This window comes from Myxococcus sp. XM-1-1-1 (genome assembly GCF_020037095.1).
Taxonomy (GTDB): Bacteria; Myxococcota; Myxococcia; order Myxococcales; family Myxococcaceae; genus Myxococcus; species Myxococcus fulvus.
On sequence record NZ_JAIQDH010000007.1, the window covers coordinates 167,245 to 191,752 of the forward strand.

The following is a 24,508-nucleotide window of genomic DNA, read 5'->3' on the forward strand; positions in this document are numbered from 1 at the left end:
CCCGCGGTGCGGGGCCGGCTCCTGGCGGGACGAGGCTCACGCCTTGCCCTTGGCCGGGCCACTGCCGATGGGGATGCGCCTGGACCTGCCCTCCGGGCGCTTGGGGATGTTCAGGGTGAGCACGCCCTCCTTCAGCTCCGCGTTGACGTTGTCCAGGTCCACGCCCTCCGGCACGGTGAAGGTCCGGGCGAAGCTGCCGTGGCTGCGCTCGTACGTGAAATAGCGCTCGCCCTCCTCGCGCTTCTCCTCTTCGCGCTTGCCGCTGATGGTGAGCCGCTGCCCGGTGACGGAAATCTCCACGTCCTCCTGCTGGATGCCCGGCAGGTCCGCCTTGAAGACGTAGGCGTCCTGCGTCTCCTTGACGTCGAAGTCGGGGGAGAGCGTCCAGTCCTCCCTGGCTCCCGGCACCAGCCCTCGCAGTGACTCCGTGGGGGCTGCCTGGAGCAACTCCCGCATCTGAGCGAAGGGGTCCCAGGATTGCTCGCTGCTCGCGAGCCTCTTCGCGCGTCGGACGGGAAGCATTGCCATGGTTCATGACCTCCTTGGGGCTGACCGGCGCGCGCCATGCGTGCCAGGCCTCTGGCTCCCTCTTGAAGGGTAAGGGGGGCCTCGGAGCGCGCAAGGTGTGCTGGGCCCCGGACGCGGAGGCCATCGCCGCCCTGCCCGTGTTGGGGCTTCCTCTCGGACCGCCACGACAGACCTGCCCCCGTGCCCGGCCTCGGCGAGCGTGCGGCCTGCTGCCGTGGACTCACGCGTGAGGTGGGTGTGGCTGGTCGGCCGACGCTTGCGTGGGGAGGGTGAAGCAGAAGGTGCTTCCCTGTCCGGGGCGGCTGTCCACCCAGAGCTTGCCGCCATGCGCGTCGACGAGCCCCTTCACGATGGCGAGCCCGAGTCCCGCGCCCTCCTTCCTCCCCGCCTGCGCCTGCCAGAAGGGCTCGAAGACATGCGAGAGGTGTTCCGGTGCAATCCCGGGCCCTGAGTCCCGGACGGAGAACCTCATCATGGCTCCCTCGGGGACGGCCTGGAGGTGGACGTGTCCGCCGGCGGGCGTGAACTTGATGGCGTTGCCGAGCAGGTTGGAGAGGATTTGGACCACCCGGGCATGGTCGGCGAGGAGCGCCGGGGCGTGCAGGGGGACGTCACTGGAGAGCTGGATGGATTTCTCCTCGGCGAGCGCGCGGTGCAGGTCGAGCGCTTCCTGGACGAGCAACGCGCCATCCACCCGCGCACGCTCGACGAGCAGGTGCCCGGACTCCATCCGGGCGACATCCAGCAGGTCCTGGATGAGCCGTTGGGCCCGCTCCACCGCCTTGCGGAGGGTCTCGAGCGTCTGGGTGGGAGGCCGCTGGCCGGGGGGCCTCCTGCCGAGGGACTCCGTGCACAGCGCGACGACGTTCAGGGGCGTGCGGAGGTCGTGGGCGACGACGCGCAGGACTTCGTCCCGCAGGCGGGTCGCCTGCTCGGACCGCTCGTGGAGGCGGGCGTTGTCGATGGCGAGCGCCGCGCGGTTGGCCAGGGCCTCCGCCAGCGCCAGGTCCTGCTCGCCGTAGCGGCGCCCGGACTCGGCCGTCCACAGCATGACCGCGCCCAGGGTCTGCTCCCGGGCCCGCAGCGGCACGATGAGTCCCGAGACGGACCCGAGGCCGCGCAGCAGGTCCAGCGGGCAGCCGTCCTCCCGCGGTGTCTCCGCTCCGGAGGACTCCGGCAGGACCACGGAGCGTCCCGTTCGGAGCACACCCGCGACGAGCTCCCCCTGGAGGGAGGGGAGGCACGGGTGGTGGGCGAGCAGCGCGTCCAGGCGCCTGGACTTCTCGGGGGAGACCGCCGCGGCTTGCACCGCCCGGACCTGCCCGTGCTCATCCACCAGGCCGACGATGCACCCGTCGGCCAGCGCGGGGACCGCGAGCCCCGTGACGGCGGCCATCGTCGTCCGGGAGTCCAGCGAGCCCGCCAGTCGTGGCCCCGCTTCCGCCAGGAAATGTTGGGCCCGCTCCAGCTCCTGGCGCTCGGAGATGTCCTGCACCTGCGCGATGAAGTGGAGCGGCTGCCCTCGGGAGTCACGGACCAACGAGGCGGTGAGCAGGATGCTCACGGTGTGCCCCTGCTTGTGCAGGTAGCGCTTCTCCAGTTGATAGGTGTGGACCTCCCCCCGCAGCAGTCGCTGTCTGTTCTGGAGCGTCACCTCCAGGTCCCCGGGCCAGGTGATGTCCCGGAAGGTCCGGGCGAGGAGCTCCTCCGGCGTGTAGCCAACGATGTCGCACATGGCGGAGTTCACGCTCAGGAACCGGTCATCCAGCCCGACCAGGGCCATGCCGGTCGGCGCGTTCGCGAACGCCGTGCGGAAGCGCTCCTCGCTGGTCCGGAGCACCTCCTCCGCCTGTCTGCGGGTCGAGATGTCGCGCAGGATGACGGTGAGCACGAGCGTGCCCTCCTGCTCCACCTTGGAGATGCTGGCCTCCGCGGGGAACTCCTCGCCATTGCTGCGCCGACCGATGATGGTGCTCCGCTCGCCCATCTGTCGGGAGAGCCGGGAGCCCGCCGCGAATCGCTGGACGTGGTGCTGGTGGGCCCCTCGGTAGCGCTCCGGGAGCAGGAGGTCCAGGGGCTGACCCACCGCGTCCCCTGCGGAGTACCCGAAGATGTGCTCCGCCCCCTCGTTGAAGAGGGTGATTCGCTGCCGCGTGTCGACGGAGATGATGGCGTCGACCGTGGTGGCGATGAGCCCGGACAGGCGCGCCTCCGCCAGCCGGAGCGACTTCTCCAGCGCGGCTCGGGAGCGCCTCGCCTGGCGCAGCCGCGGCAGGCGCAGGCGGGCCCAGAAGGAGGGCGCTCGTGGCGCTGTCCGTCGCATGCGACGCATCACCGCGCTCGCGCGGCCTCGAGCAACAGCCGTCGCTCCGCCGCCGCGATGACCTCGCGTGTGGCCCAGGCCGCCGCGGGGTCCACGGAGATGGACGTGATTCCCGCGCGCACCAGGTGCTCGGCGAACTCGGGGCGGTTGGAGGGGGCCTGACCGCAGAGGGAGCAGGTGATGCCGGCTTCACGGCTGGCCCGGATGATGCGGACGATGGCGTCCAGCACCGCCGCGTCCGCTTCATCGAACAGCTCCGCGCACGACTCGGAGTCCCGGTCGACCCCGAGCATCAGCTGCGTGAGGTCGTTGGAGCCGATGGACACGCCGCTGATGCCCAGCCGCGCGTACTCGGGGATGCGGTAGACGACCGAGGGCACCTCCGCCATCACCCAGCGCTCCAGCCCGCGGTGGCGGCCCAGGGGGCTTGCGTCCAGGGCCTCGAGGCAGGCGGCCAGCTCCCACGTGGTGCGCACGAAGGGAATCATCACGTGCAGGTTGGGGGTCTGCTCCCGCACGCGGGCGACCGCCTCCAGCTCGAGCCTGAACACCTCCGGCTCGCGGATGTATCGGTAGCAGCCACGAAAGCCCATCATGGGGTTGGACTCGGCGGGCTCGAACTCGGCGCCGCCCTCCAGGCCCCGGAACTCGTTCGTCCGGAAGTCCGTGGTGCGGTACACCACCGGCCGTCTCCCGAAGGCGCGGGTGACCTGGAGCAGCGCGTCGGACATCCGCTCGACGAACTCGCGGCCGCGCCCCTCGGCGATGAGCTTGCGTGGGTGGACCCCGCCCAGCGCCTCGGTGAGCATGAACTCGGCGCGCAGCAGCCCCACGCCGTCCACGGGGAGCGCCGCCGCGTCGCGGGCCTGCTGGGGGAGGGCCAGATTGACGTAGAGGCGCGTGGCGAGCACTTCGGGCGTGGCGGTTCCAGCGGAGGCCAGGCCGCTCGGCCTCCGCGGCTCGGACGAGACGACCCCGAGGGCTTGCTGCTCCACCCGGCCTTCCAGGACCGTGCCCGCGGAGCCATCCACCGTCACCTCCTCGCCGTCCTGGAGCCGCCGGGTCGCCGTGCGCGTGCCCACCACGCAGGGCTTGCGCAGCTCCCGGCTGACGATGGCGGCATGGCAGGTCATCCCGCCGCTGTCGGTCACTACCGCGGCCGCGCGCCGGAGCGTCGGCACCCAGTCCGGAGAGGTCATCGGCGCCACCAGGACCTCGCCTGTCTGGAGCCGCCGGCCCTCCTCGGGGCTTCGCAGCACGCGCACGCGCCCCGTCGCGACCCCTGGAGAGGCGCCCAGCCCGGACACCCGGGGGCTTTTGGGCCGCGCGTCCTTGCGCTCCTCCTTCGTCGCCCCGCCCAGCGTCGTCACCGGACGCGACTGGACGAGATAGAGCCTGCCACCGGCCTGTGCCCATTCGATGTCCTGCGGCGCGCCATAGTGGCGCTCCACGCGCAGGCCCAGGCGCGCCAGCTCCAACACCTCCACGTCCTGGAGCACGCGCTGGTGGGCCTGCTCGGGGGAGAGCGCTTCGCGCCGCTCCTGGCCCACGCCATCGCGCACCCGCTGGAAGGACTTCTCCCCGACGCGCACCTCCAGTAGACGCGGCCCCTGCTTGGCCACCACGTACGTGTCCGGCTCCACCTGGCCGCTCACCACCACCTCGCCCAGGCCGTAGGCGGCCTCGATGATGACGCGGTGGAGGTCCCCGGTGGCCGGGTCCGCGGTGAACATGACCCCCGCGCGAGTCGAGTCCACCATGCGCTGCACGACGACGGCGATGGCCGGCTCCTCGGTGAGGCCCTGGGCCTTCCGGTAGGCCACCACGCGCTGTCCATAGGCCGAGGCCCAGCACGCGCGCAGCTTGTCGAGCAGCGCCTCGTCACCCACGACGTTGGTGTACGTCTCGTGCATGCCCGCGAAGGACGTGGCGCCGGTGTCCTCGGAGGTCGCCGAGGAGCGGACGGCCACGGCCCCCTGCTCGCCCAACTGGTGATAGGCGCCGAGCAGGGCGGAGCGCAGGCGCTCGGGCACGGGGACCTGGCGCACCGTGGCTCGCAGCGCCTCGGTGACCTCCGCCAGGGACTGCGGGTCCTCCGGGTCGACGCGCTGCCAGAGCTCGCGGAGCCGGGGGCGCACGGGCGCCATGGCCTCCTGGAACGCGGCGGCGGTGACCACGAACCCCGGCGGTACGGGGAGGCTGGCGTGGGTCAGCTCCCCGAGATTGGCGCCCTTGCCTCCCGCCACGCTGACGTCCTCTCGCGACAGCGAGTCGAACCAGCGGATGAGGTCTGGGGTGGCACCGGGCGCGTCGGGCCGGACGGGCTGCTGGCTCTCATGGGAAGGGTCCATGCTTCCATCTCCTGTGTCAGCGCGCGTCCAGTCGTTCGATGAGGCGCGCGAGGTCCGTGAGGTGACGAGGGGCGGTGAAGCGGGCGCGGACCGTCTCACGGGCACGGCGCCCCAGCGCGGCGGCCCGCGCCGGGTCCTCCAGCAGCGAGCGCACCGCGCCCGCGAACGCCTCCGTGTCCCCGGCCTCCCGGATGAGCAGGCCGTTCTCCCCGGTGACGACCTGGTCCTGGAGTCCGCCCACCGCGCTCGCCACCACGGCGCGCTGCTTCCACATGGCCTCGGTGAGGGTGAGCCCGAAGCCCTCCTGGAGGCTCTTCTGCGTCACCACGCTCGCGTGGCGTTGCAGCGCGTTGACGATGGCGGCGTTCTCCTCGCTGTCGGCCATGGGCAGGCACGCCAGATGGACATGCTGGCGGACGAAGCGCGATTGCTGTCGCCACAGCGCGTGGACGTCCTCGAGGGTCGCCGCCGCGTCGGGGTCATCGGCCACGGACGTGACGGCGGGCCCCGCGAGCACCAGCTCCGCGTGCACGTGGGGCGCCTTGCGCAGCATCCTCGCGAACCCGAGCAGCACGCCCGCCGGGTCCTTCAGCGGATCCCACCGGGACACCTGGACCACGAGGGGAACTTCGGCGGTGGGCCCTGCGCCCAGCCGGATGACGTCCACGCCCCGCGACACGCGCCCCGTCACGCCGTCGGCGCGCGTGAAGACGGGCGCCGCCGTGTCCGGCGTCTCGCGCAGCAGTCCGGTGGTCGCGAGGATGGCGCGCGCGACCTCGGGCGCCATGGGCTGGTTCTTCACCGCGAAGATGTCGATGGAGGGCTGGATGACGAGCGACCGGCCCGCGCACTGGGGGGGCGCATACTCGGCCCGGCTGAAGACCGTGAGCCGGGCGGCGGCCAGGCCCGGCGCGAGGAACTCCCACGCGCGCTCCACCTCCGCGTTCGGCGTGTCCCGGCCGATATGGCAGCGCCAGGCCACGTGGGCGCCCGCGGAGGACAGGGCGGGGCCGAGCCCCACGGTCTGCGGGTCGTGCAGCAGGACCACGTCCCCGGGCTTCACCAGGACGAGGATCTCCTCCGCGTTGTCGCGGAGGACCTCGTCGTAGCAGTCGTGCTCGGACGTCCCCAGCCCGGAGCCGTCACCGGGGGAGCCATGCAGTGCATGGTGCAGCCGCTTGGTGATGTGGAAGAACTCCGGGGTGCCGGTGAGCACGAGCCAGCGCGCGTCCACGCCCGTGCCGCGCGCGTAGGCGATGAGGCGTGGGAGCATCTCCGCCACGCCGCCGCCCCTCGCCGTGGAGCTGATGTTCCAGAACGTGCGACCGGCCATGCGGGCCTGCGTCTCCTGGGCGAGCGTCCGCAGCGCGTTCCATCCCTGCTCGTCCAGCTCGTGCTCGAAGCGGGTGAGGGGTTCCGCCGGGACGTGCACCTCGAAGGGCTTGAGCATGGGGGCTCCGGTTCAGGCGGAGGGGGCGTCACTCACGGGTGGATGACGACCTTGATGACGCCGTCGCGGCGCTGGCCGAAGAGCTCGTACGCGTCCCGGATGTCCTTCAGCGCGAAGTGATGGGTGAGCAGGGGCGTCAGGTCGACCCGTCCCGACTGGACGACGGCCATCAGCCGGCGCATGCGCTCCTTGCCACCCGGGCACAGGGTGGTGACGACGCGGTGGTCCCCCAGCCCCGCGGCGAACGCGTCGTAGGGCAACTGCAGCTTGCCCGAATAGACCCCCAGGCTGGAGAGGGTGCCGCCCGGACGCAGCGAGCGCAGGGCCGTCTCGAACGTCTCCTGGGCGCCCAGCGCCTCGATGGCCACGTCCGCGCCGCTCCCCGTCAGCCGCTTGACCTCCGCCACGACGTCCTGGCTTCGAGGGTCCAGCACCACGTCCACGCCCATCCGCCGGGCGAAGGCCCGCCGGGACTCGTCCCCGTCGACCCCGATGACCCGCGCGGCGCCCATCAACCGGGCGCCCAGGGAGGCACACAGTCCGATGGGGCCCTGGGCGAGGACGACCACGGTGTCGCCGATGCGCACGCCGCCCGACTCGGCGCCGCTGAATCCCGTGGAGGCGATGTCCGCCAGCAAGAGCACCTGTTCGTCCGAGAGCCCCGCGGGCACCGGCGCCAGGTTGGCCTGCGCGGAGGGAATCCGGACGTACTCGGCCTGGGCCCCATCCAGGGTGTTGCCCAGCCTCCAGCCGCCCATCGCCTCGTATCCCGTCCCATGTCCGCACTGGGACAGGTGTCCGGACAGGCAGGCGTTGCATTGCCCGCACGGCGTGATGGCGCCGACGAGGACGCGCTCGCCCGGTTGGAAGCCATGCACTCCGGAGCCCAGCTCCTCGATGACCCCCACCATTTCGTGGCCGAGCGTGAGGCCCGGCTTCACGGCGTACTCGCCTCGGACGATGTGCAGGTCCGTGCCGCAGATGGTCGTCGACGTCACGCGGACCACGGCTTCGCCCGCTCCAGCCCGGGGTTGCTCGACTTCCTCGAGACCGAAGTCCCCGACGCCTCGAAAGACGGTTGCTCGCATGATTCCCCCCCGGCGGGATGTGCCTCGGGTCCACCTCACGACAAACCTCAGGCGCATGCCATCGACGTGCAACGGCGACGCCCGCCTCGGGCCGTGGCCCGAGGCGAGCGTCAACCTGGCGGGGTGCCCTCAGGCCGCGATGCGTGAGCGCCCGCGCCGACGCGTCAGCCATAGCACCACGCCGCAGAGGGCCAGCGCCCCGGGGCCGGGGCTGGCGGCGCAGCCCCCCTGTACCTGCGGTGAGTCCTCGGGCGGGAGCACCTCACCGAGGGCCTCGGCGTCGGGCGTGGGCTCGGCGGCCGCCCCGCTCCTGACGACGTGGTTCCTCACGACATAGGTGTCATTGCCCGTCGTGCCATTGAGCGTCACCTTCCCCAGGTCATTCGTCGAAGGGGCGTTCGAGCGGAAGGCGTAGTTGTTCGCGATCTGGATTTCGGCGCCGCCCGGCGGGCGCACCCAGACGCTGTAACGTCTGGCGTCGAGGTCCGTCACCATCCGCACGTGGTACGTCGCGTTGGCGGTGTAGGGGACGGTGGTGAGCGCGGCGTAGCGGTCTCCGTCGCGCGCGTCGAAGCGGCCGTCCGTGCTCATCCGGATGAGCATGGCGGAGCTGGAGAACGACGTGATGGTGGTGGAGGTGTCGGCGTAGCCGATGACGCCATCCATGGGGCTGAGGGCCGGCGTCACGTCGAACTCGGTCGTCACCGTGCCGGTGTTGCTCGTCCCCAACCCATGCACGGCCGCCGAGAAATCGACCCGCGAGGGCCAGGCCATCGAAGAGGCACCTGACACCGTGTGACGGGTCACCGTGTACGCGTCGTTCGCGGTGGTGCTGTTGAGCACCACCTTGCCGAGGTCATCCGTGGCGGGCGCGTCCGAGCGGAAGGCGTAGTTGCTGGCGAGCTGGACTTCGGCGCCGCCCGGCGGACGTACCCAGACGCTGTAGCGCCTGGTGTCGAGGTTCGTCACCATGCGTACGTGGTACGTGGTGTCGAACGCGTAGGGCACCGGGGTGAGCGCGGCGTAGCCCCCTCCATTGCGCACGTCGAAGCGGCCGTCCGTGTTCATCCGGATGCCCATGGCCATGCTGGAGAAGCCCGTGACGGTGGTGGACGTGTCGGCGTAGCCGATGACGCCATCGATGGGGTAGCGCCGTGGCGTCACGTCGAACTCCACCGTGACGACGCCGGTGTTCTGGGTCCCCAGGTCATGGACCCCCGCCGGGAAGCTGGTGCGCGCGCCCCAGCCCGCCAGCAGGCGGTCCTGTTGCTTGAAGCGCTGGAGGGCCTCGACGAAATAGTAGTCCCCGTAGATGAGGCCCACGTCAATCTCCTTGCCCGCGGGCAGGTTTCCCACGGCGTGCTGGAGGACGCTGGCCTTGCTCGTCCCGCTGGCGAGGTAGGGCGCGGCGCTGAGCGCATCGAGCATGCGGAGGGCCGCGTCCCGATAGCGCTGCCGGGTGGCCGTGTCCGTGACGTAGTTGCTCAATTCCAACAGGGCCGAGGCGGCGACGGCGGCCGCGGAGGTGTCCTTGTACTGCTGGCTCGCCGGAGCATTGAAGTCCCAGATGGGAACCATGTCCGCGGGCAGGTGGCTCAGGTACCAGTCGGTGGTCTTCTGGGCCGCGGCCAGCATGCGCGTGTCGCGCGTGTAGCGGTACACCATGGTGTAGCCATACATGAGCCAGGTCTGCCCTCGGGCCCAGGTGGAGGAGTTCGAGGCGCCCTGGAACGTGCCGCGCAGGCGCATGGCGCCCGTGTTCGGGTCGAAGTCCGCCATGTGGAAGGAGCTGCCGTCCGAGCGGACGAGCACGCTGAGCGTCTTGAGCGCGTGGTTGACGGCCATGTCCCGCCAGGCGGCCTGCCCCCCGTGCGCGGCGCCCCAGAGGAGCAGCTCGAGGTCCATCATCGTGTCCACGAAGATGGGCGCCAGCCACACGGGCCGGTTCCAATCGCAACACACGATGACGCCCAGCCTGGCGTTGTAGCGCTTGGCCAGCGACGCGGCGCCCGTGAGCAGCACCTGCCGCTGGGTCTCGTCGCCCGTGAGGCGGTACGCGTTGCCGAAGCTGGTGATGAGCTTGAAGCCCGTGTCGTGTGTCGTCGAGTTGGTCTGCTGGACCTTCAGCGGCGCCGTCCGGGCGGCCGCCAGGGATTTGAAGGTGGCGATGCCCGAGTCCTCGAAGAGATACCAGAGCTCGCCGGGGAAGAATCCCTGGGTCCATTCAATGGGCGCGGCGGCATCGAAGGTGGTCCACCCACCGTTCGTGGTGGCCTGGGGATAGCGGCCCGCGGGTACCAGCGCGTCCGTCCTGGTCGCCTGCTGCTGGGCGAATTGCAGGGCACGATTCGCTGTCGCCTCGTCCATGGCAGGGCTGCTGCTCGCGAAGAGCAGGCAACCGAGCCCCCAGAGAAACGTCCATGTTCTCGCACGAAGATTCATTTCCACCCCTCCTCTCGAGCATGGAGGGTGATTTCGATGGGAGGGGTGGACACCTGGTCCAGCAGTGGCATTGCGTATCGGGTGGAGTACGCAATGTGGCTCACGCGGGCCCTGCTGACTGATGGCGCTCGGCTACTTCCTCCTCTTCACGCTCGTGCGCTACGGGCTCTTCGCCACCCGGAAGGAGAAGGGCTGAGCGGCGAATGTTCCGACGCTGTGCCTGTCCAAGGGGCCGCGAGGTTGGGAGGTCGCGGGGTATTCGCACCATCGCGTTGTGAGCACGGGGGCGCCCGTCAGAAGTTGGGGTTCACGGGCGCCTGTCCCTCGTTCCACAGGTGGATGCTGAGGGCGCCGCTGGGATGATTGCGCCACGCCCACGGGTCGAAGCCGCTGGGCGCGGCCCACCCATAGATTTCGATGTTGCTCGTCATGGGTGGGTGGTCCGTGCTCGGAATCGAGTAGTCCCGACGGTACTCCGACGCGGTGTTCGTCAGGCGCGCCACGGCCAGGTGCAGGTGGGGGCCGGACGAGCACCCCGTGGTGCCCGCGTAGCCGAGCACCTGGCCCTTCTTGACGACCTGCCCGTCCGTGACGACGTAGGACTTGAAGTGGGCGTAGTAGCTCACGAACCGCTCCAGGTATTCACCCGCACCGACGTCGTGCTGGACGTAGACCTCCTTCTGGATGGGAGAGGCGCAGGGGACCTCCCGGTCCCTGGCGAGGAGGACCGTGCCGTTGGCCACGGCGAGGATGGGCGTGCCGGTCACCATCCCCCAGTCATGGCCATCGTGGTTGTTGACGAAGTTGGCATTCGACTGGTCCCGCCCCAGGTGGTCCACGATGTGCGCGCTCGCCGAGCCCGTCTGGCCGAAGTCGGCGACGTCCAGGGGGACGTCCTGCGCGAAGTCGAAGCCCGTCGCGTGGAACACGCGCGTCAGCAACGAGAAGGGCGCATCGAAGATGGGCAGCGCGTCGGGCGCCGCGGTGAACACGCAGCCCTGGCGCTGGTGGTTCGTGGCGTCTGCATGGGCGGACTGGAGCGGGGAGGCGCCCAGGCCGCTCCACAGCCCCACCGTTCCGTCCGCGCACCGTGAGATGACGTTGTTGCGTCCCTGGGCGGAGTAGAGACCGGCCCGGACGACGCTGCCGCCCGCGGACTGTGCTCGAAGCTGCTCGCAGGGGGCCGAGTCCGTGGTGGGCTCCCAGGCGAAGGCCCAGCCCTGCTCCGGCCAGCGCATGCTGCAGTAGTGCCCCATCCCAGCCGGGACGGCCAGCACCGGGCTCACCTCCTCCTGGGGTGGCTCCGGGAGCGGCCTGGGGTCTCCCACGCAGGCCTGGAGGGCCAGCGCGAGGAACACTGTCGGGAGGCGAAGCGTCGATGGAGGGGGGCGCATGGTGCCGACATCATGGTCGGCACCCAGGCTCATCCGCGTGGATTGCTTGACGGATGAGGAGGAGCGCCGCGTTGACAAAGTACGATTTGAATCGTACGTTGGTTTCAACCTCCAGGGGATGATTCGAGGTGGGGCTCCACACCGCGAGGGCTGTCCGGCGCATCCGGGTGGCTTCGCGAGTGGGGGGCGACTGCCGTTGTGTGCCCCGAGGCTGTTTCAATCACAGTCGTTCTCCATTGGAGATGTCCATGAAGAGCCTCACGTTCGAGTGCGCGGCGCTTGTCGCGACGCTGTTCCTTGCTTCGAGTCCCGTCTGGGCCGCCGCGCCTGGACAAGCCTCCGGGTCGCCTCTCGCGGAGTCATCCCTGTCCTGCGCGGACCTGCCGGGAGCCCTCTCGGTGGCGGCGCAGGAGGCGGGAGTCCCCATCCATGCCGGGCGGATTTCGACGGCGACCTCGGACCTGTATGTCGCTTCGGCGGGGGCTGTCGTCGGGCTCGAGAACATCTCCGCCCTGCAATACGCCCAGGGCGTGGACGTGGCCTTCGTCTACCTGGATTCGCCCTCCTCGAACATCCCGGTGGGCTACTACCGACTGAGGGCCACGGCGAAGGCGGGTGACATCCAGGTGGGCACGTACTCGGGGAGCGTCGGGTTCTTCGACCTGGCGGGGCAGGAGGTCGCTCGGGTCGTCGCCACGTTCGAGACCACCTCGGTGACGACGTCCGAGGGCGGGCCTGTCCCTGCGGCGCGGGTCCTCATTGGAGGCAAGCCCCCCGGCGCCGCCACGCTGGAGGACCTCCTTCGTGGGATGGTGTTCCGCATCTGGCTGCCGAGCGGCGTCATCTACATCCCCGCCATCGTCCTTTAGGCCGCTGGTCGCGCCGGCGCGGAGCGAACCCATGCCGCGCGCGAAGGCCTTCCCGACAGCCGCCGCCCCGAGCGCTCCAGTCGCTGTGACAGGAACGAGTCGAAGCCGATGGCGTTCGACACCGCGCCGCTGAACAGCACGGAGCCCGTCAGCGGCGGATTGTCCGCGAGCGCCCCTCCGCTGGACGCCAGCGCGGCGGCGGTGAAGAGCCCGACGGGTGAGGACGCGCGAGGAGGCCTGGCCGTATCGCGCTGGCGAAGATACATGGCCAGGGGCGTCGCGAGGTGACCGTCTTCAGCAGACAGGTCCGGGCGCTCACAGTGACTGGACACCGCGCACCGGGGGAGTCACACCTTGTTCCATCGTTCCCGGCGGCAGTGGACGACTGTCATGGGCACGCTCCTCTGGTGGAGCCTTCCTCTTCCGGCATGGGGCCTGGAGCCCGAGGTGCCCACGCGCCTCGCCCTGCGCGCCGCGACCCTGAACGCGGCGGAGCTGCTGCGCCTGCAGGACCAGCTCGGCTCGGTGGAGCCGAACAAGATCGCGGACCTGGTCGCGGTAGAGGGCGACCCGCTGAAGGACATCCACGCGCTGAGGCAGGTGCGCTTCGTGATGAAGGACGGACAGGTGGTCCTGGACGCCGGAGCTCCACGCAGACGGGGGGATGCCGCGGCCCGGTGAGGCCCCGCCGATATCTGATTTCAAACAGACATGGGAGGGATGCAATATGTCCATCCGTGAGTTCTCGAATTGCTGATTTCGCCGGGATATAATCCCTGGCATGAGAGAGCCTTCCAGCACACGCGCGGCGGCTTGGAGTCTGGCCATCCTGGGGTTGTTCATGGGCGCCTGTGGGAACGCGCCCCAGGCGCATCAGGAGGAAGCGCCGCCGGAAGCCTCCTCCACCGTGGCGCCCCTGGCCCCGGTGGTCCCGCTCTTCGACGCCAGCACTCCGCTGGAGCCCGCGCTGGTGGTGGATACACCCACGGCGCTCATCACCCGGCTCGCGGACCGGTCGAGAGATCGCCACGCGCGGGAGTCACAGTTCCAGAGCTACGAGCACTACCTGCCGCTGTACTTCGAGTACCGCACGTACAGCATCGAGGTCATCGACAGGGTGGCCAAGGGCGGCAACGACATCACCGTCAACATCACCTCGCTCTGGCCCCTGGACACGCCGGACTTCCGAGCCTTCTACCAAGGCCAGGCGGTGCTCTCTCAATACTGGTTCAACGTGGACATGGCGCAGGTGGACCCCCTGCGCTACACGGCCACCATCAATTACAACGCGAAGGAGAACCGGCGGCTGCAGGTGGGCGACCGCATGGAGATTGAAATCAGCCCCTTCATGCTGCCTCCCGTGGTGGGGCGCGCCAACTACTACGGCACGGCGTTCCTCTACATCGTGGGCCAGGGCGGCATGGTGCCCTGGGAGGGAAGGGGGGCGAACCTGGACTCGTTCCCCCTCGCGGAGACGGCGTGGCTGGGTGGGCGCACGACGCTGGGCTACAACTACTCGAACGAGCCGGCGCACCTGTTCAAGCAGATGGCGACCAACCTGGCGCCGGTGAATGCCCAGCCGTTCGTCGAGGGCCGGCGCCTGCATCACACCGACTTCGCGGACGGCACCCACTCGGAGGCTGGCAACCCGAGCTTCACCGCGCAGCAGAACAAGCTGGGCCCCTCCTATATCGCTCGCAGCTGCGTGGCCTGCCACATCAACAATGGCCGCGCGCTCCCGCCGGACCCGGCGACGTCCCTGTACACCGTGCGGTTCTATGTGAACGCAGCGCCCTGGGCGGACGTGCACTACCGGCTCAACGGGGGCTCGCAGCAGAGCTTCCGGATGGCGCGTGACAGCTCCGGCACGAACACCCAGGTGCTCACCAACGTCCCGGCGGGCTCGGTCGTGCAGTACCACTTCACCATCGGCAATTCCTCGGGAGGGCTGAGCACCACGTCCCCGGTGAGCATCACGGTGAACGGCGCGGACTCCACTGGAGCCAGCCCCCATGGCCACGTCGTCGTCGCGCCGCCCCTGCGCCACACCGTCAGGGTGGGGGTGGTGGGCACCACGGTGACGGCGCATCCGGCGTTGGGATGGGTCCTCCAGCCGCAGAGCACCCAGGGGACCCCCGAGGGCAGCGTGAGCATCTCGGGCTGGACGGTGACGAACGGCACGTATGGCGACGGCACGGGCTATCAGCTGCGGCGCCCGGTCTACGCCTTCACCGGGCCTGTTCCCACGCACCACTCGGCTCGCATCACGCCGCCCCTCGTCGGCCTGGGTTTGTTGGAGGCCATCGATGAGAACACGCTGGCCAGCCTCGCTGACCCGAATGACGCCAACGGCGATGGCATCTCCGGCCGCGTGCAGACGGTGGTGGACCCGCAGACGGGGCAGACGCGCGCGGGGCGCTTCGGCTGGAAGGCGGGCAAGGCGAGGCTCCGACATCAGGTCGCGAACGCGCTCAATGTCGACATGGGCGTCACCACGTCTGTCTTCCCCATGCCGGATTGTGGCTCGCAGCAGACCTGCGCGGGCGCGAGCACCGAGCTGGCGGACGCGGACCTGGAGAAGATGGTGCGCTACATCGCGCTGCTCGGAGTCCCCGCGCGCCGCAATCTCGGTGACGCCCAGGCGCTCCAGGGGGAGAGCCTCTTCGGGGGCATGGGCTGCGCGCGGTGCCACGTCTCGACGTTGACGACCAGCCCGTATCACCCCTACGCCGAGCTGCGGAGCCAGGTGATTCGGCCCTACACGGACCTGCTGTTGCATGACCTGGGCGCGGGGCTGGCGGACAACCTCCCGGAGGAGGGGGCGTCGGGCGCGGAGTGGCGCACGCCGCCCCTCTGGGGCATCGGCTTGACGGCGGGCGTCAGCGGCGGCGAGGCCTATCTGCACGATGGCCGCGCGCGCAACCTCTCCGAGGCCATCCTGTGGCACGGAGGAGAGGCCGAGTCCTCCAAGGAGGCCTTCCGCACCTCCAGCGCCGCCCAGCGCGCGGCGCTGCTCAGGTTCATCCAGTCGCTCTGATTCAGGGCGCGAGGAACGGCAGGAGCTCTCCGGTCTTCTGCCACATCGACGCCGGGTAGGCCTGCGCCGAGCTGAAGCCCTTGTTCGTGAAGAGGTACTCGTAGGTGGACTGGTACGACGCCTTCCAGCCGTAGCCGGGGTGGTCCGTCTCGCTCCACTCCGACTTCGGGATGCCCATCGCCTGGAGCGCGGTGCCGAGCCACTGGTTGTAGAGCAGCCCCGCCCACAGGAAGCTGCCCTCGCTGCCCGTGCTCGAGTCGCCGCTCACCTTGCGCGTGATGTTCCGGTAGTCGCAGTAGCTGCCTGTCTTCAGGGCGCCCCCCGCGCTGCCGGCGGTGACGACCGGGACGGAGAAGGAGAAGTGCGGCGTGTTGCCGTTCTCCTGGCCCCACGCGATGAGCGCGTCATCCAGCAGCGTCCCGCCCGCGCCGTTCGAGAACCGCTCGAAGCGGGAGACGAGGTCGAGGAACACCTGCGAGAAGAAGACCTGGTTGAACTGGACCACCAGGTCCTGGTTGGCCCCGGGCACCGTCGAGGGGTGCACGACGTTGTTGTGCCAGTCCTCTCCCTGCGGCGCGCGTGGGGTGAAGGTCAGGTTCTGGTTGTTCTCGTCGATGCTCAGGGTGGCGACGCGGCAGACGCCGCAGTTCATCGCCACCGCGAGCACCTCGTTGATGAGCCGGAAGTACTCGACGTTCATCGAGGGGTCGCCCGCGAAGGCGCTGGAGTTTCGCAGCGACAGGTTGTCGGTGGTGGGGCGGGCCGGCACCTGGCAACCGGCGCTGGTGGTCTCCAGGCGGCGCTGCAGCTCGGCGACGGCGTCGATGTGCTGGTCGAGTCGCCGCTTGTCCTCGGCCGAGAGCCGACCGTTGCCGTTGCGCAGCCGCCGGTAGCTCTCCAGGACCTTGTCCACCACGGAGGGCCGGGTGGTGCCGGGGCTGCTCGTCCCGGCCAGCAGGGTGTCGAAGAGGGCGAGTGAGCTCTCCGTGCCGCCGATGGCGCTCGTGGCCACGCCGGAGGAGCGGACCCCGGGCGTGCTGTATCCCCAGCTGCCCGTCGACGTGCCCGAGCCGGCGATGGCGACGCTCCGCTTCCGGACGGAGGCGACGCTTGGATAGAACGCCGGGGAGTAGGCCATCACCTGGTCGATGGTCGCTCGGGGGGAGCCGGGCCGCTGCTTGTCGAAGTCGTAGTAGCCCAGCGGGGCGCCGAAGTTGTGTCCCATGTACAGGGGGTAATCGAGCCCCCGCAGGATGTTCATCTTCGAGACGAGCGTGGGCGTGAGCACGGACGACCTCGCGGTGAGCACCCGGCTGATGGCCGCGTCACCGCTCGCGTTGGCCGTCGCGACCAGGTCTCCGCGTCGGACGTCGTGGTCCGCGTAGAACAGGCTCTGTGTCAGCGCGGCGTCCGTCGGCCACATGCTCGCGCCGAAGATGGCGCCGTGAGGGGTGCGGAAGTGCACGAAGCACTTCGGGCGCTGAGCGGCCTGGGCCTTCGCCTCGCGGGGACTCAAGAGCGAGGGGAGCAGCGGCAACGCCAGCACGGCGCCGCCCGCGCCGCGCAGGAACATGCGGCGGTCCCATCGGATGACAGGTGTGTTGCTCACTGGAAGCTCCTCTGCTTGAAGGTGGGGTGTCGGGCGATGGTCTTCAGCAGGTCGGCCATCGGCGCGCCGCTGCGCGCGACGGACTCCAGCTCCGAGAGCAGGCAGCCATCGCGAGAGGTGGACTCCACGCGAGCGTGCGCGAAGCGGAAGTAGTGCTGCGCGACGCAGGACTCGAAGAGCTGGCTCTCATCGACCATCCGCGACAGCTCCGCGGCGTTGGAGATGACCCGCTGCTCGGAGTCGTAGAGCCACACGTCCGCGGAGGTGTCCACGGCGGGCGCGGCCGTCTCCTGGCCCTGCGGGTTGAACAGCCGCTCCACGCCGCGCTCGCGTCCCAGCGCATCGAACCCCTCCAGCACGAAGCCCGGGGGATTGATGGAGTTGTTGTGGCATCCCCCGCAGCTGCCTCCGGAGGTGAGCTGGGTCACCACCTGCCGCGTCGTCATGCGGTCCGTCGGCGCGGGGGGCCTGTCGCTGGCGTTGGGCGGTGGGGCGCCGACCTGCTGGCAGAGCAGCGCGTTGCGCACCAGGTAGCCCTTGTGGATGGGACGCGTCGACGCGGTGCCCGTGGCCAGCAGCGCCGCGCGGGTGAGCAGGCCGCTGCGATTCTGGGAGGGGATGACGGGCGCTGGACCCGAGCCATCCCAGACGGGGACACCGTAGATGCCGGCCAGGAAGGGGTCGGCCGTGTAGGACCGCCGGTCGTTCAGGAAGTCGCTCACCGAGCCGCCCGACACGAGGGTGCTCCACGCGGAGAGCTGGACGTCCTCGAACATCGCGGTGCGCGTGGCGTCCGTGGGCATCTGCGCGCCGACGAAGGAGCGGTAGATGGGGTCGTTCCGGAGCGCTACCAGGGACGGCAGCTCATCCAGGCGCAGCCACTCGCTGACGAACTCGTCCAGCGAGCCGCGCAGTCGGGGGCTCTGGAGCATCCGGTCGAGCTGGGCCTCGAAGCCGCTCTCCGTCAGGAGCGAGCCATCCTCCGCCGAGGCCCAGAGCGCGTCGTCCGGAGGCGCCTGCCAGAACTGGTAGGACAGCTTCGCGGCCAGCTCGAACGCGGAGAGGGGACTCGCGGGCTGGCCGGCGGTGGTGCCGTGCTCGATCCGGTAGAGGAACCCGGGCGAGTTCAGCAGGGTGGTGATGACGTCCGCCACCGCGGCCCTGTCCACGGGCGTGGTGCCCGCGATGTCCGCGAAGACGGTGACCTCCGCGGTGGACAAGGGACGGCGCAGGACGCGGGCGCCCCAGCCTCGGAGGAAGGACTCCAGACAGGCCCGGTCGTTGGAGGTCTGGCTGTCGCTGGCGCAGTGGCCCAGCAGCGCGTCGCGGCGCGCGTCGGTGCTGGTGAGCTCCTGGGCCACGGCCTTGCCCAGGTCGTACATGACGTCGACCTGGGTCTGCTGGATGGACTGGTCCAGCCGGCTGAAGCCGCCCTTCACGTCGCCGGGCGCGGGGGTGCGCTGGTCCGTGGGGTAGCGGGCGAGGATGGGGGTGAGCTTCGTCCAGATGGCATCGGCTTCTTCCGGCAGCGCGCGGTCGACGGCGGAGCGCAGCGAGTTCATCAGCTGCTTCCGGGACAGCCGGGGCAACGGAAGCTCCGTGGGGACGGCGCTCGTGTCGCAGGAGAACTTCGCGGGTGCCGGACGGATGGCGTCGGACGGGGACGGAGGCTCGGGTTCGCCTCCACCTCCGCCGACATGGTGGTTGTTCTTCGCGGAGCCCTCACAGGCGGCCACGCCAGCGCAAAGAAGAAGGATGCTCACGGAGCGAAGGAGCGTCATGTCCCTGGCTACTCCCGAGGCCGAAAATACTTTCCTGCCCGAAGGGACACGGCCGACGGTACTCTCGCCGACACCGCATGACCGCCTTGCTCTGCGCGCTCTCCCTCGTCGTCCTGACCCAGTCCCCGGTGGTGTCGGTTTCCTTCGACCTTCGCGCGCTCCCCGAGCAGGACTATCGGCGGTGGGACGGCGTGGAGCTGGAGCGGAAGGTGGCCCTGCGGCTGATTCAGGAGGGCTTCGCGGTCGTCTCCCCACGCGGCCCGGCCCAGCTTCGGCTGCGCGCGAGCCGGACTCCCGATGGACTGTTGCTGGAGGCCGTCGGACCGCGGCAACGCGTGGAACAACGTGTGCGCGTGGGCCGGGGCTCCATCGCGGAGCTCCATCTGGAGGTCGCGCAGAAGCTCGCCGAGATGACACGCGCGGTGCAGCCCGAGCCGGAGCCTGAGCCGTCCCCGCCCGAGCCGGTGCTCCAGCCTCCCGTGGAGGTGGCCGCTGCCCCGCCGGTGCACGCATCCGGGGTGGACCTGGGCTTGGGGTTGGGGACGCTCTGGGGCGGACCCGGGGTGGCTCCACACCTCCTGCTCTCGGCCAGGTGGGGGCTGGGGGACCTGGGACTGGATGTGGAGGCGGGGCTCGGTGTGTCCCGCGAGCCGGCGCTGAACGTGGTCGAGGTGCAGGGTGGTGCGTTCTTCAGCTATCGCCACGCCGTGACGGAGCGCCTGCGACTGGAGCCGGCGGTGGGCGCGGGCCTCGTCGTCCATGCCTTCCGGCTCGAGGACACCTGGGTGTCGGAGCCGCGCGGTACCCAGGTCTCTCCCGCGGGCTGGGCCCGGATGAAGCTCGGCTGGCGGTTCACCGAGCGTCTCGCCGCGGAGGTGCGCGTGGCCCTGGGGCTGCTGCGGCCCGTGACGCATGTGCGCGAGGGCGAGACACTGTGGTCACGAGGAGGGGCGAGGCTCGAAACCGGCGTGCAGCTCTCGTGGGGGCTGTAGCTTCCGGAGGAAAGTTCCTTCCGCCTCATTCGTAGGTTCGCAGGTGATGGATGTCGCGTGCTGTCCACTTCAAGGCCCTGCCTGCCCGGCCCGTGTCCTTCGACGCGCTCTACGAGGCGCACGTCGAGGACGTCTACGTGTGGGCGATGCGGTACGCGGCGGGCCGTACGGGGTGGGCCGAAGACGTCACGCATGACGTGTTCCTGAAGGCCTGGGAGCACCAGACCTGGCTGCGCGAGGAGGATGTGCGGGGCTGGCTCTTTCGCGTCACGCAGAACGTGGCGTTCTCGGCCCTGCGTCGCGAGAAGACGTTCCGACAGCGCATCGCCAGCTTCTTGTTTCCGGAGTCCTCCACACCGCCGGAGTCCACGCCGGATGCGGCCCTCGAGCGCAGGGAAGCGGTGAGCAGCGCCACGGCGACGTTGGACCGCCTGCCGGGGCAGGAGCGGGTGGTGATGACCTTGAAGCTCCTGGACGACTTGAGCCAGCGCGAGATTGCCCAGCTCCTCTCGCTGTCAGAGGGCTACGTGTCGAAGTTGATCAGCCGCGCCCAGGGCCGCCTGTCGGCCTGGGGATGGAAGGTGGACGATGGCGCCCCGTGACCTCCGCGCAGAGCTGCGGCGTGAAGAAGCCCTTCGCCGCGAGCAAGGGATGCCGCCCGCTGTCCGTGCCCGGGTGGGCGCGCGGCTGCGGGACGCACGCGAGCCCGGGCCCACCGCGTGGCACAGGCGTCCGGTGTCCTGGGGGCTCGTTGTGTCGACGGTCGCGGTGGCCCTCGTGGTGTTCTTCACGCGGGCTCCTGCGCCGCGCTCCGTGGGCGGGCTCGAGGTCGCGCAGGCGAGCGCCGACCTGTTGGTTCGGGAGGACTCCGAGGGGGTGGTGATTCAAGGGGGCGAGGCCACGCTGCTGGACGCGTCCCGAGGCATCACTGTCCGGAACCAGGGAGCGCTCGTCGTTCGTCGGGAGCCCACAGGTGTTCGGCTGGTCCGGGGGCGCGCGGAGTTCTCGGTGAATCATCGCCCGACAGATGCGCTCCCCGCGGTCGTGCTCGTGTCGGGCGGCGCCATCGAGGTCATGGGCACGCGCTTCACGGTAGAGGAGAAAGGGAGGGAAGGCACCGTCACGCTGCACGAGGGAGCCATTGTCTTTCGCCAGCTCGGTGGCGAAGTGGTGCCCGTGCAGGTGGGGCAGAGGTTGGCGTGGCCCGTGGTCAAATCCGACGAGCCAGTGCTTCTTGTGCCTGTATCCCCCGAGCCAGCGCTTCCCGAGTCGAGACCGCCTCCCGCGCTAGCGACGCCGCCGACGCCGAAGGTCGTTCCCTCTCGCGCTCCCTCGACGTTGGTTCGTGCTCCGAGCGTGGACGAGGTCTTGCGAGAGCTGGAGGTCCTTCGCGGTCGCCACGAGTTCGAGCATGCGGCGCGGTACATCGAGGAGTCGATGCGCCAGCAGCCGGTGGCGACGCGCGAGCGCCTCAGCTTCGAGCTGGGCTCGTTGTTGACGTACCAGCTGAAGGATGCGCAGCGGGCCTGTGCGCACTGGTCCCGGCATGAAGAGCAGTTCCGGCGCGGACGCTACGCGGAGGCCGTCCAACGTGCGCGTGGGACGCTGTCCTGCGAAGGGCGGGAGCGATGAGTCGCCGGAGCCTGCTGTGTCTGGCCATCGCGCTGACCGCCTGCGGGGAGGTCGTCATCGACCATGCGCCGACCTCCAACCTGCTCGACGCCGAGACCGCTTCCCTGGAGACAGGGCTCGGAGTGTGGACCGCGTGGTACGGCGTCACCGCTTCGAGGGCGTCCACCGACGCGAGAGAGGGTGAGGCGGTCCTGCGCGTGGAGGTGACAGAGCCGTATGGCTGGGGTGTTCACCTGGACAACTGGCCGGGGTTCGCCGCGGCGCCGGGGGCACACCGTGTTTCTTTCTGGGCACGAGGGACCACGGCACGCTCGGTCGTCGCGCAGCTGAAGGTCAGCTGGCGTGACTCGGACGGCGAGGAGCTGCAGGCGCAGACGCTCACCAGCCCGGTGCTCTCCGGGCAGTGGGTGCGGACCGCGCTCGAGCTGACGGCTCCGGAGGGAACGGCGCGGGTGTCCGTGGAGGTGACGGGCGACGAAGGGACCGTGGGCGATGTCATCGAGCTGGATGCCCTGGTCGTCCAGGCATCGAGCGCCCCCTGACGTGCCTCAGGCGTCGCGGCCCTCCAGCTCATCGAGGGCGTTCCGTGCGCTGGATGAGACGCTGCCCCACGGCGTGGCGGCATGGTCTCTCAGCGAGACCTCTCGCAGCGGCTCGATGGCCTTTGCATCACCCTGTTGTCCGAGCGAATAGGCCGCCGAGTAGCGCACCTTCGCGGACGCGTCCCGGAGCTGGTCGATGAGGACCTCCACGATGCCCTCATGTCTGAAGTGGGCCAGGGCCTCCGCGGCGTCCGCCCTCATCTCTTCATCTTCGCTCGGGTCCAGCAGGAGCTTCATCACGTGTGGCGCGGCCCGCGGTGGACTGAAGATGCCCAACGCGTGGAGCGCGGCCCGCCGGACGGATGGGGAGGCATCCTGCTCCATCGCCTTGAGCAGGACCTCGATGGAGGCGTCGTGCGCGACGAGCCCCAGTCCCACCGCCGCCTCCTCCCGGAGCTTGTCCGAGGACTCGGACATGAGCGGTTCGAGCAGTGTCTGCGCCCCGTCGAGCTCCAGCCGCGGAATCAACCAACAGATGTCCGCGCGAAGCTCGGGGTCGAGGCTCGGGTCCCCCAGCATCCTGACGAGCTGCTGCTCCGATGTCCCTCCCGCGCTGACGACGGAGGCCACGAGCGCCTCGGTCTGGGCCCGTCCATCGACGAGGGTTCCCTGGACGATGGCGTCCAACTTCTTCGCGAGCTTGCGGTCGGGTTTCATCGCTTCGAACACCTGCAAGCAAGGTGCTTGGGGCGGCAGCCACGCGGCATCATCGCATTGAACGCATGCTTGGCTTCGAGGCACGCGGCAGCCTCGGTGGGGGCGCTCATGGGAGGGCCGTCGACGTATTGGCCATCATAGGGGCACTTGTTCTCAGGCAATGCGCTGGGGATCTGCAAGACGGCGCTGTGGCCGTAGCAGGTCCATTTCCCTCCCGAGCCCTTGTCCTTCTTCTTGGAGTCCTTGCCTGCCTGTTCCGCCTGGGCGGCCTCCTTGGCCTCCTTCTTCTCGGCCTGGGCGGCGGCCTCCTTGCCGACGGCCTTCTCCGTCTTGGCCGCGCCTTGCGAGGCCTCCACGGCGGCCTTCTCCGCCTGGCTCGCGGCCTTGACCTCCTTCAGGCCCTTGGCGATGCCTTCCTCGCCGAGCCGGAAGGCCGCCTTCTCGGAGACCTTGATGGCCCCCTTGCCCGCGATGGCCCCGAGCTTCACGCCATCTCCCCAGGCGGGCACCATGGCCACCGCCGAGAGACCCGCGTTGGCCCAGTCGCCCTCCAACGCATAGATGCCAGCGTTCACCCCATCGGGAATGGCTCCCAGGACTGGGATGAACCCCGCGAGGTCCAATGCGCCATGCACGATGTCCATGGCCGACAGCGACTTGTGGCGTGTGCAGCCGGACGAGTCCTCCGAGACTGCTTCGTCGAAGACCATCAGGTCCCCTTCGAGGCAGCAGTGGGGATGGTCGAAGTTGCGCCAGACCGTCAGGTAATACGTTCCGGACGAGAGGTTGCCGAAGGTGAAGGTCCTGGGGCCCCCCGTGGTGGCCTCGCAGGTGCCAATCTCCTGGTCGAACCCCCAGTCCACCGAGCGGGTCAACGTGACGTGGTAATCGAAGTCCCGGCAGTTGGGGACGCCCCGGTCCACGGCCTGAGGGAGCAGCACGACGCGCAGGCCGCCGTTCGTGACCTCGAACTTCCTCGATTCGAGGACCCGGTGACACACCTGCACCGTGCTCTCGAAGCCCTTCTTCATGAGCGTGTTGGAGGCGCCCCCGGCGGAGACCCGAGGCGTGTCCTGGTGGCTGCCGGAGCGCATCCCCCTCGCGCCGGACTGCTGCACCACATGCGTCAGCTCATGGGCAAGCAGGCGCCGCCCTTCGTGGGTTCCCGGCGCGAACTGCCCCCGGCCGAAGACCACGTCGTGGCCGACGGTATAGGCATGGGCATTCAGGCTCCGGGCGGACTGCGCGGCCCGGGTGTCCGTGTGCAGGCGCACGGAGGAGAAGTCGTGCCCGAAGCGCGGCTCGAAGAAGGCCCGGGTCTGCGCATCGAGCGGCTGGCCTGGCGAGCGCAGCACGTCGCTCACCGTGTCACGTGACCAGCTCGAGGGCCGGGACCCGGCGGCCATCGTCTGGATTGTGTCCTCCTCCTCGCAGGAGGTGCATTTGCGGCTGAGCTGCAGCGGGGAGGTGCCGACAGGACCGACACGCTCGGGCATGCGCAGCACCTGGTCGGCGACGCGGTCCGCCTCGCGCTCCAGCGGGCCCTGCGCCTCTCCGATGGAGAGCTTCGTTTGGGGCGCGGTGGGTGGGAAGAGCGGGATGTCGCCGATGCTCCATGACCCCAGGGGCGCGCTGGCCACGTGCTCGGCGTCATTCCCCACGAGGCCCTTGCCGACCCTCGCCATGGGCCGGGGGGCACTGGACCGGACCGGGTCCTGGGCCTTCCTGGTGTGCATTCGCATCGCGTGCCTCC

At 69.9% G+C, this 24,508-nt stretch carries 19 protein-coding genes; 7 read left to right on the top strand and 12 right to left on the bottom strand.

Annotated features, from left to right (window positions below):
• Positions 1–36 precede the first annotated feature (36 nt).
• The 7 genes from K8640_RS16365 to K8640_RS16395 form a co-directional block, all read right to left on the bottom strand.
• Positions 37–528: an Hsp20/alpha crystallin family protein gene (locus tag K8640_RS16365; RefSeq protein ID WP_141324781.1), complete on the bottom strand. Its 492-nt coding sequence runs from the start codon at positions 526–528 to the stop codon at positions 37–39.
• A 220-nt stretch (positions 529–748) separates the two neighbouring features.
• A complete protein-coding gene (locus tag K8640_RS16370) occupies positions 749–2,851 on the bottom strand; it encodes a PAS domain S-box protein (protein ID WP_223747857.1) in 2,103 nt (700 codons plus the stop codon).
• 8 nt (positions 2,852–2,859) lie between these two features.
• Complete coding sequence (ppsA, locus tag K8640_RS16375; protein ID WP_223747858.1) at positions 2,860–5,202, bottom strand: phosphoenolpyruvate synthase; 2,343 nt, start codon at positions 5,200–5,202, stop codon at positions 2,860–2,862.
• A gap of 16 nt (positions 5,203–5,218) precedes the next feature.
• Entirely contained in the window at positions 5,219–6,652 is a 1,434-nt protein-coding gene (locus K8640_RS16380; RefSeq protein WP_223747859.1) for a glycosyltransferase, read from the bottom strand.
• A 32-nt stretch (positions 6,653–6,684) separates the two neighbouring features.
• Positions 6,685–7,740 (bottom strand): zinc-binding dehydrogenase, encoded by a 1,056-nt coding sequence (locus tag K8640_RS16385; RefSeq protein WP_223747860.1) that lies wholly within the window; start codon positions 7,738–7,740, stop codon positions 6,685–6,687.
• 129 nt (positions 7,741–7,869) lie between these two features.
• Positions 7,870–10,107 carry a glycoside hydrolase family 88 protein gene (locus tag K8640_RS16390; RefSeq protein ID WP_223747861.1) on the bottom strand — a complete coding sequence of 746 codons (2,238 nt, stop codon included), beginning with the start codon at positions 10,105–10,107 and terminating at the stop codon, positions 7,870–7,872.
• Positions 10,108–10,475: 368 nt separating this feature from the next.
• Positions 10,476–11,576: a M23 family metallopeptidase gene (locus K8640_RS16395; RefSeq protein WP_305070660.1), complete on the bottom strand. Its 1,101-nt coding sequence runs from the start codon at positions 11,574–11,576 to the stop codon at positions 10,476–10,478.
• A gap of 248 nt (positions 11,577–11,824) precedes the next feature.
• On the opposite strand from K8640_RS16395, the gene K8640_RS16400 reads away from it, so the two are divergent.
• Complete coding sequence (locus K8640_RS16400) at positions 11,825–12,445, top strand: hypothetical protein (RefSeq protein WP_223747863.1); 621 nt, start codon at positions 11,825–11,827, stop codon at positions 12,443–12,445.
• Here K8640_RS16400 and K8640_RS16405 read toward each other — a convergent pair.
• A complete protein-coding gene (locus tag K8640_RS16405; RefSeq protein WP_223747864.1) occupies positions 12,442–12,711 on the bottom strand; it encodes a hypothetical protein in 270 nt (89 codons plus the stop codon). The two genes, K8640_RS16400 and K8640_RS16405, sit on opposite strands and share 4 nt — an antisense overlap.
• A gap of 124 nt (positions 12,712–12,835) precedes the next feature.
• Here K8640_RS16405 and K8640_RS16410 point away from each other — a divergent pair, with 124 nt between their 5' ends.
• Both K8640_RS16410 and K8640_RS16415 read left to right on the top strand, forming a co-directional pair.
• Positions 12,836–13,126 (top strand): amidohydrolase family protein, encoded by a 291-nt coding sequence (locus K8640_RS16410; protein WP_223747865.1) that lies wholly within the window; start codon positions 12,836–12,838, stop codon positions 13,124–13,126.
• Positions 13,127–13,226: 100 nt separating this feature from the next.
• Positions 13,227–15,482 (top strand): di-heme oxidoredictase family protein, encoded by a 2,256-nt coding sequence (locus K8640_RS16415; protein ID WP_223747866.1) that lies wholly within the window; start codon positions 13,227–13,229, stop codon positions 15,480–15,482.
• Between the two features lies 1 nt (position 15,483).
• Here K8640_RS16415 and K8640_RS16420 read toward each other — a convergent pair whose 3' ends face one another.
• Together K8640_RS16420 and K8640_RS16425 are read right to left on the bottom strand one after the other, a co-directional pair.
• Positions 15,484–17,091, bottom strand: a complete 1,608-nt coding sequence (locus K8640_RS16420; RefSeq protein ID WP_223747867.1) for a DUF1552 domain-containing protein — start codon at positions 17,089–17,091, stop codon at positions 15,484–15,486.
• Complete coding sequence (locus K8640_RS16425; protein WP_223747868.1) at positions 17,088–18,872, bottom strand: DUF1592 domain-containing protein; 1,785 nt, start codon at positions 18,870–18,872, stop codon at positions 17,088–17,090. The genes K8640_RS16420 and K8640_RS16425 overlap by 4 nt, the downstream gene beginning before the upstream one ends.
• 77 nt (positions 18,873–18,949) lie before the next feature.
• Between K8640_RS16425 and K8640_RS16430 the strand changes: the two genes are divergently transcribed.
• Genes K8640_RS16430 through K8640_RS16445 form a run of 4 tightly spaced genes read left to right on the top strand, consistent with a single transcriptional unit; the run spans position 18,950 to position 22,038 of the window.
• Entirely contained in the window at positions 18,950–19,864 is a 915-nt protein-coding gene (locus K8640_RS16430) for a hypothetical protein (protein ID WP_223747869.1), read from the top strand.
• A gap of 50 nt (positions 19,865–19,914) precedes the next feature.
• The gene (locus tag K8640_RS16435; RefSeq protein WP_223747870.1) at positions 19,915–20,466 is read left to right on the top strand and encodes an RNA polymerase sigma factor; all 552 of its coding nucleotides are present in this window, start codon (positions 19,915–19,917) and stop codon (positions 20,464–20,466) included.
• A gap of 49 nt (positions 20,467–20,515) precedes the next feature.
• Entirely contained in the window at positions 20,516–21,496 is a 981-nt protein-coding gene (locus K8640_RS16440) for a FecR domain-containing protein (protein ID WP_223747871.1), read from the top strand.
• Entirely contained in the window at positions 21,493–22,038 is a 546-nt protein-coding gene (locus K8640_RS16445; RefSeq protein WP_223747872.1) for a hypothetical protein, read from the top strand. Before K8640_RS16440 ends, K8640_RS16445 begins: the two co-directional genes overlap by 4 nt.
• 6 nt (positions 22,039–22,044) lie before the next feature.
• Here K8640_RS16445 and K8640_RS16450 read toward each other — a convergent pair whose 3' ends face one another.
• On the bottom strand, positions 22,045–22,755 hold the full coding sequence (locus tag K8640_RS16450; RefSeq protein WP_223747873.1) for a HEAT repeat domain-containing protein: 711 nt from the start codon (positions 22,753–22,755) through the stop codon (positions 22,045–22,047).
• The gene (locus K8640_RS16455) at positions 22,752–24,497 is read right to left on the bottom strand and encodes a DUF4157 domain-containing protein (RefSeq protein ID WP_223747874.1); all 1,746 of its coding nucleotides are present in this window, start codon (positions 24,495–24,497) and stop codon (positions 22,752–22,754) included. Before K8640_RS16455 ends, K8640_RS16450 begins: the two co-directional genes overlap by 4 nt.
• Positions 24,498–24,508: the final 11 nt, after the last annotated feature.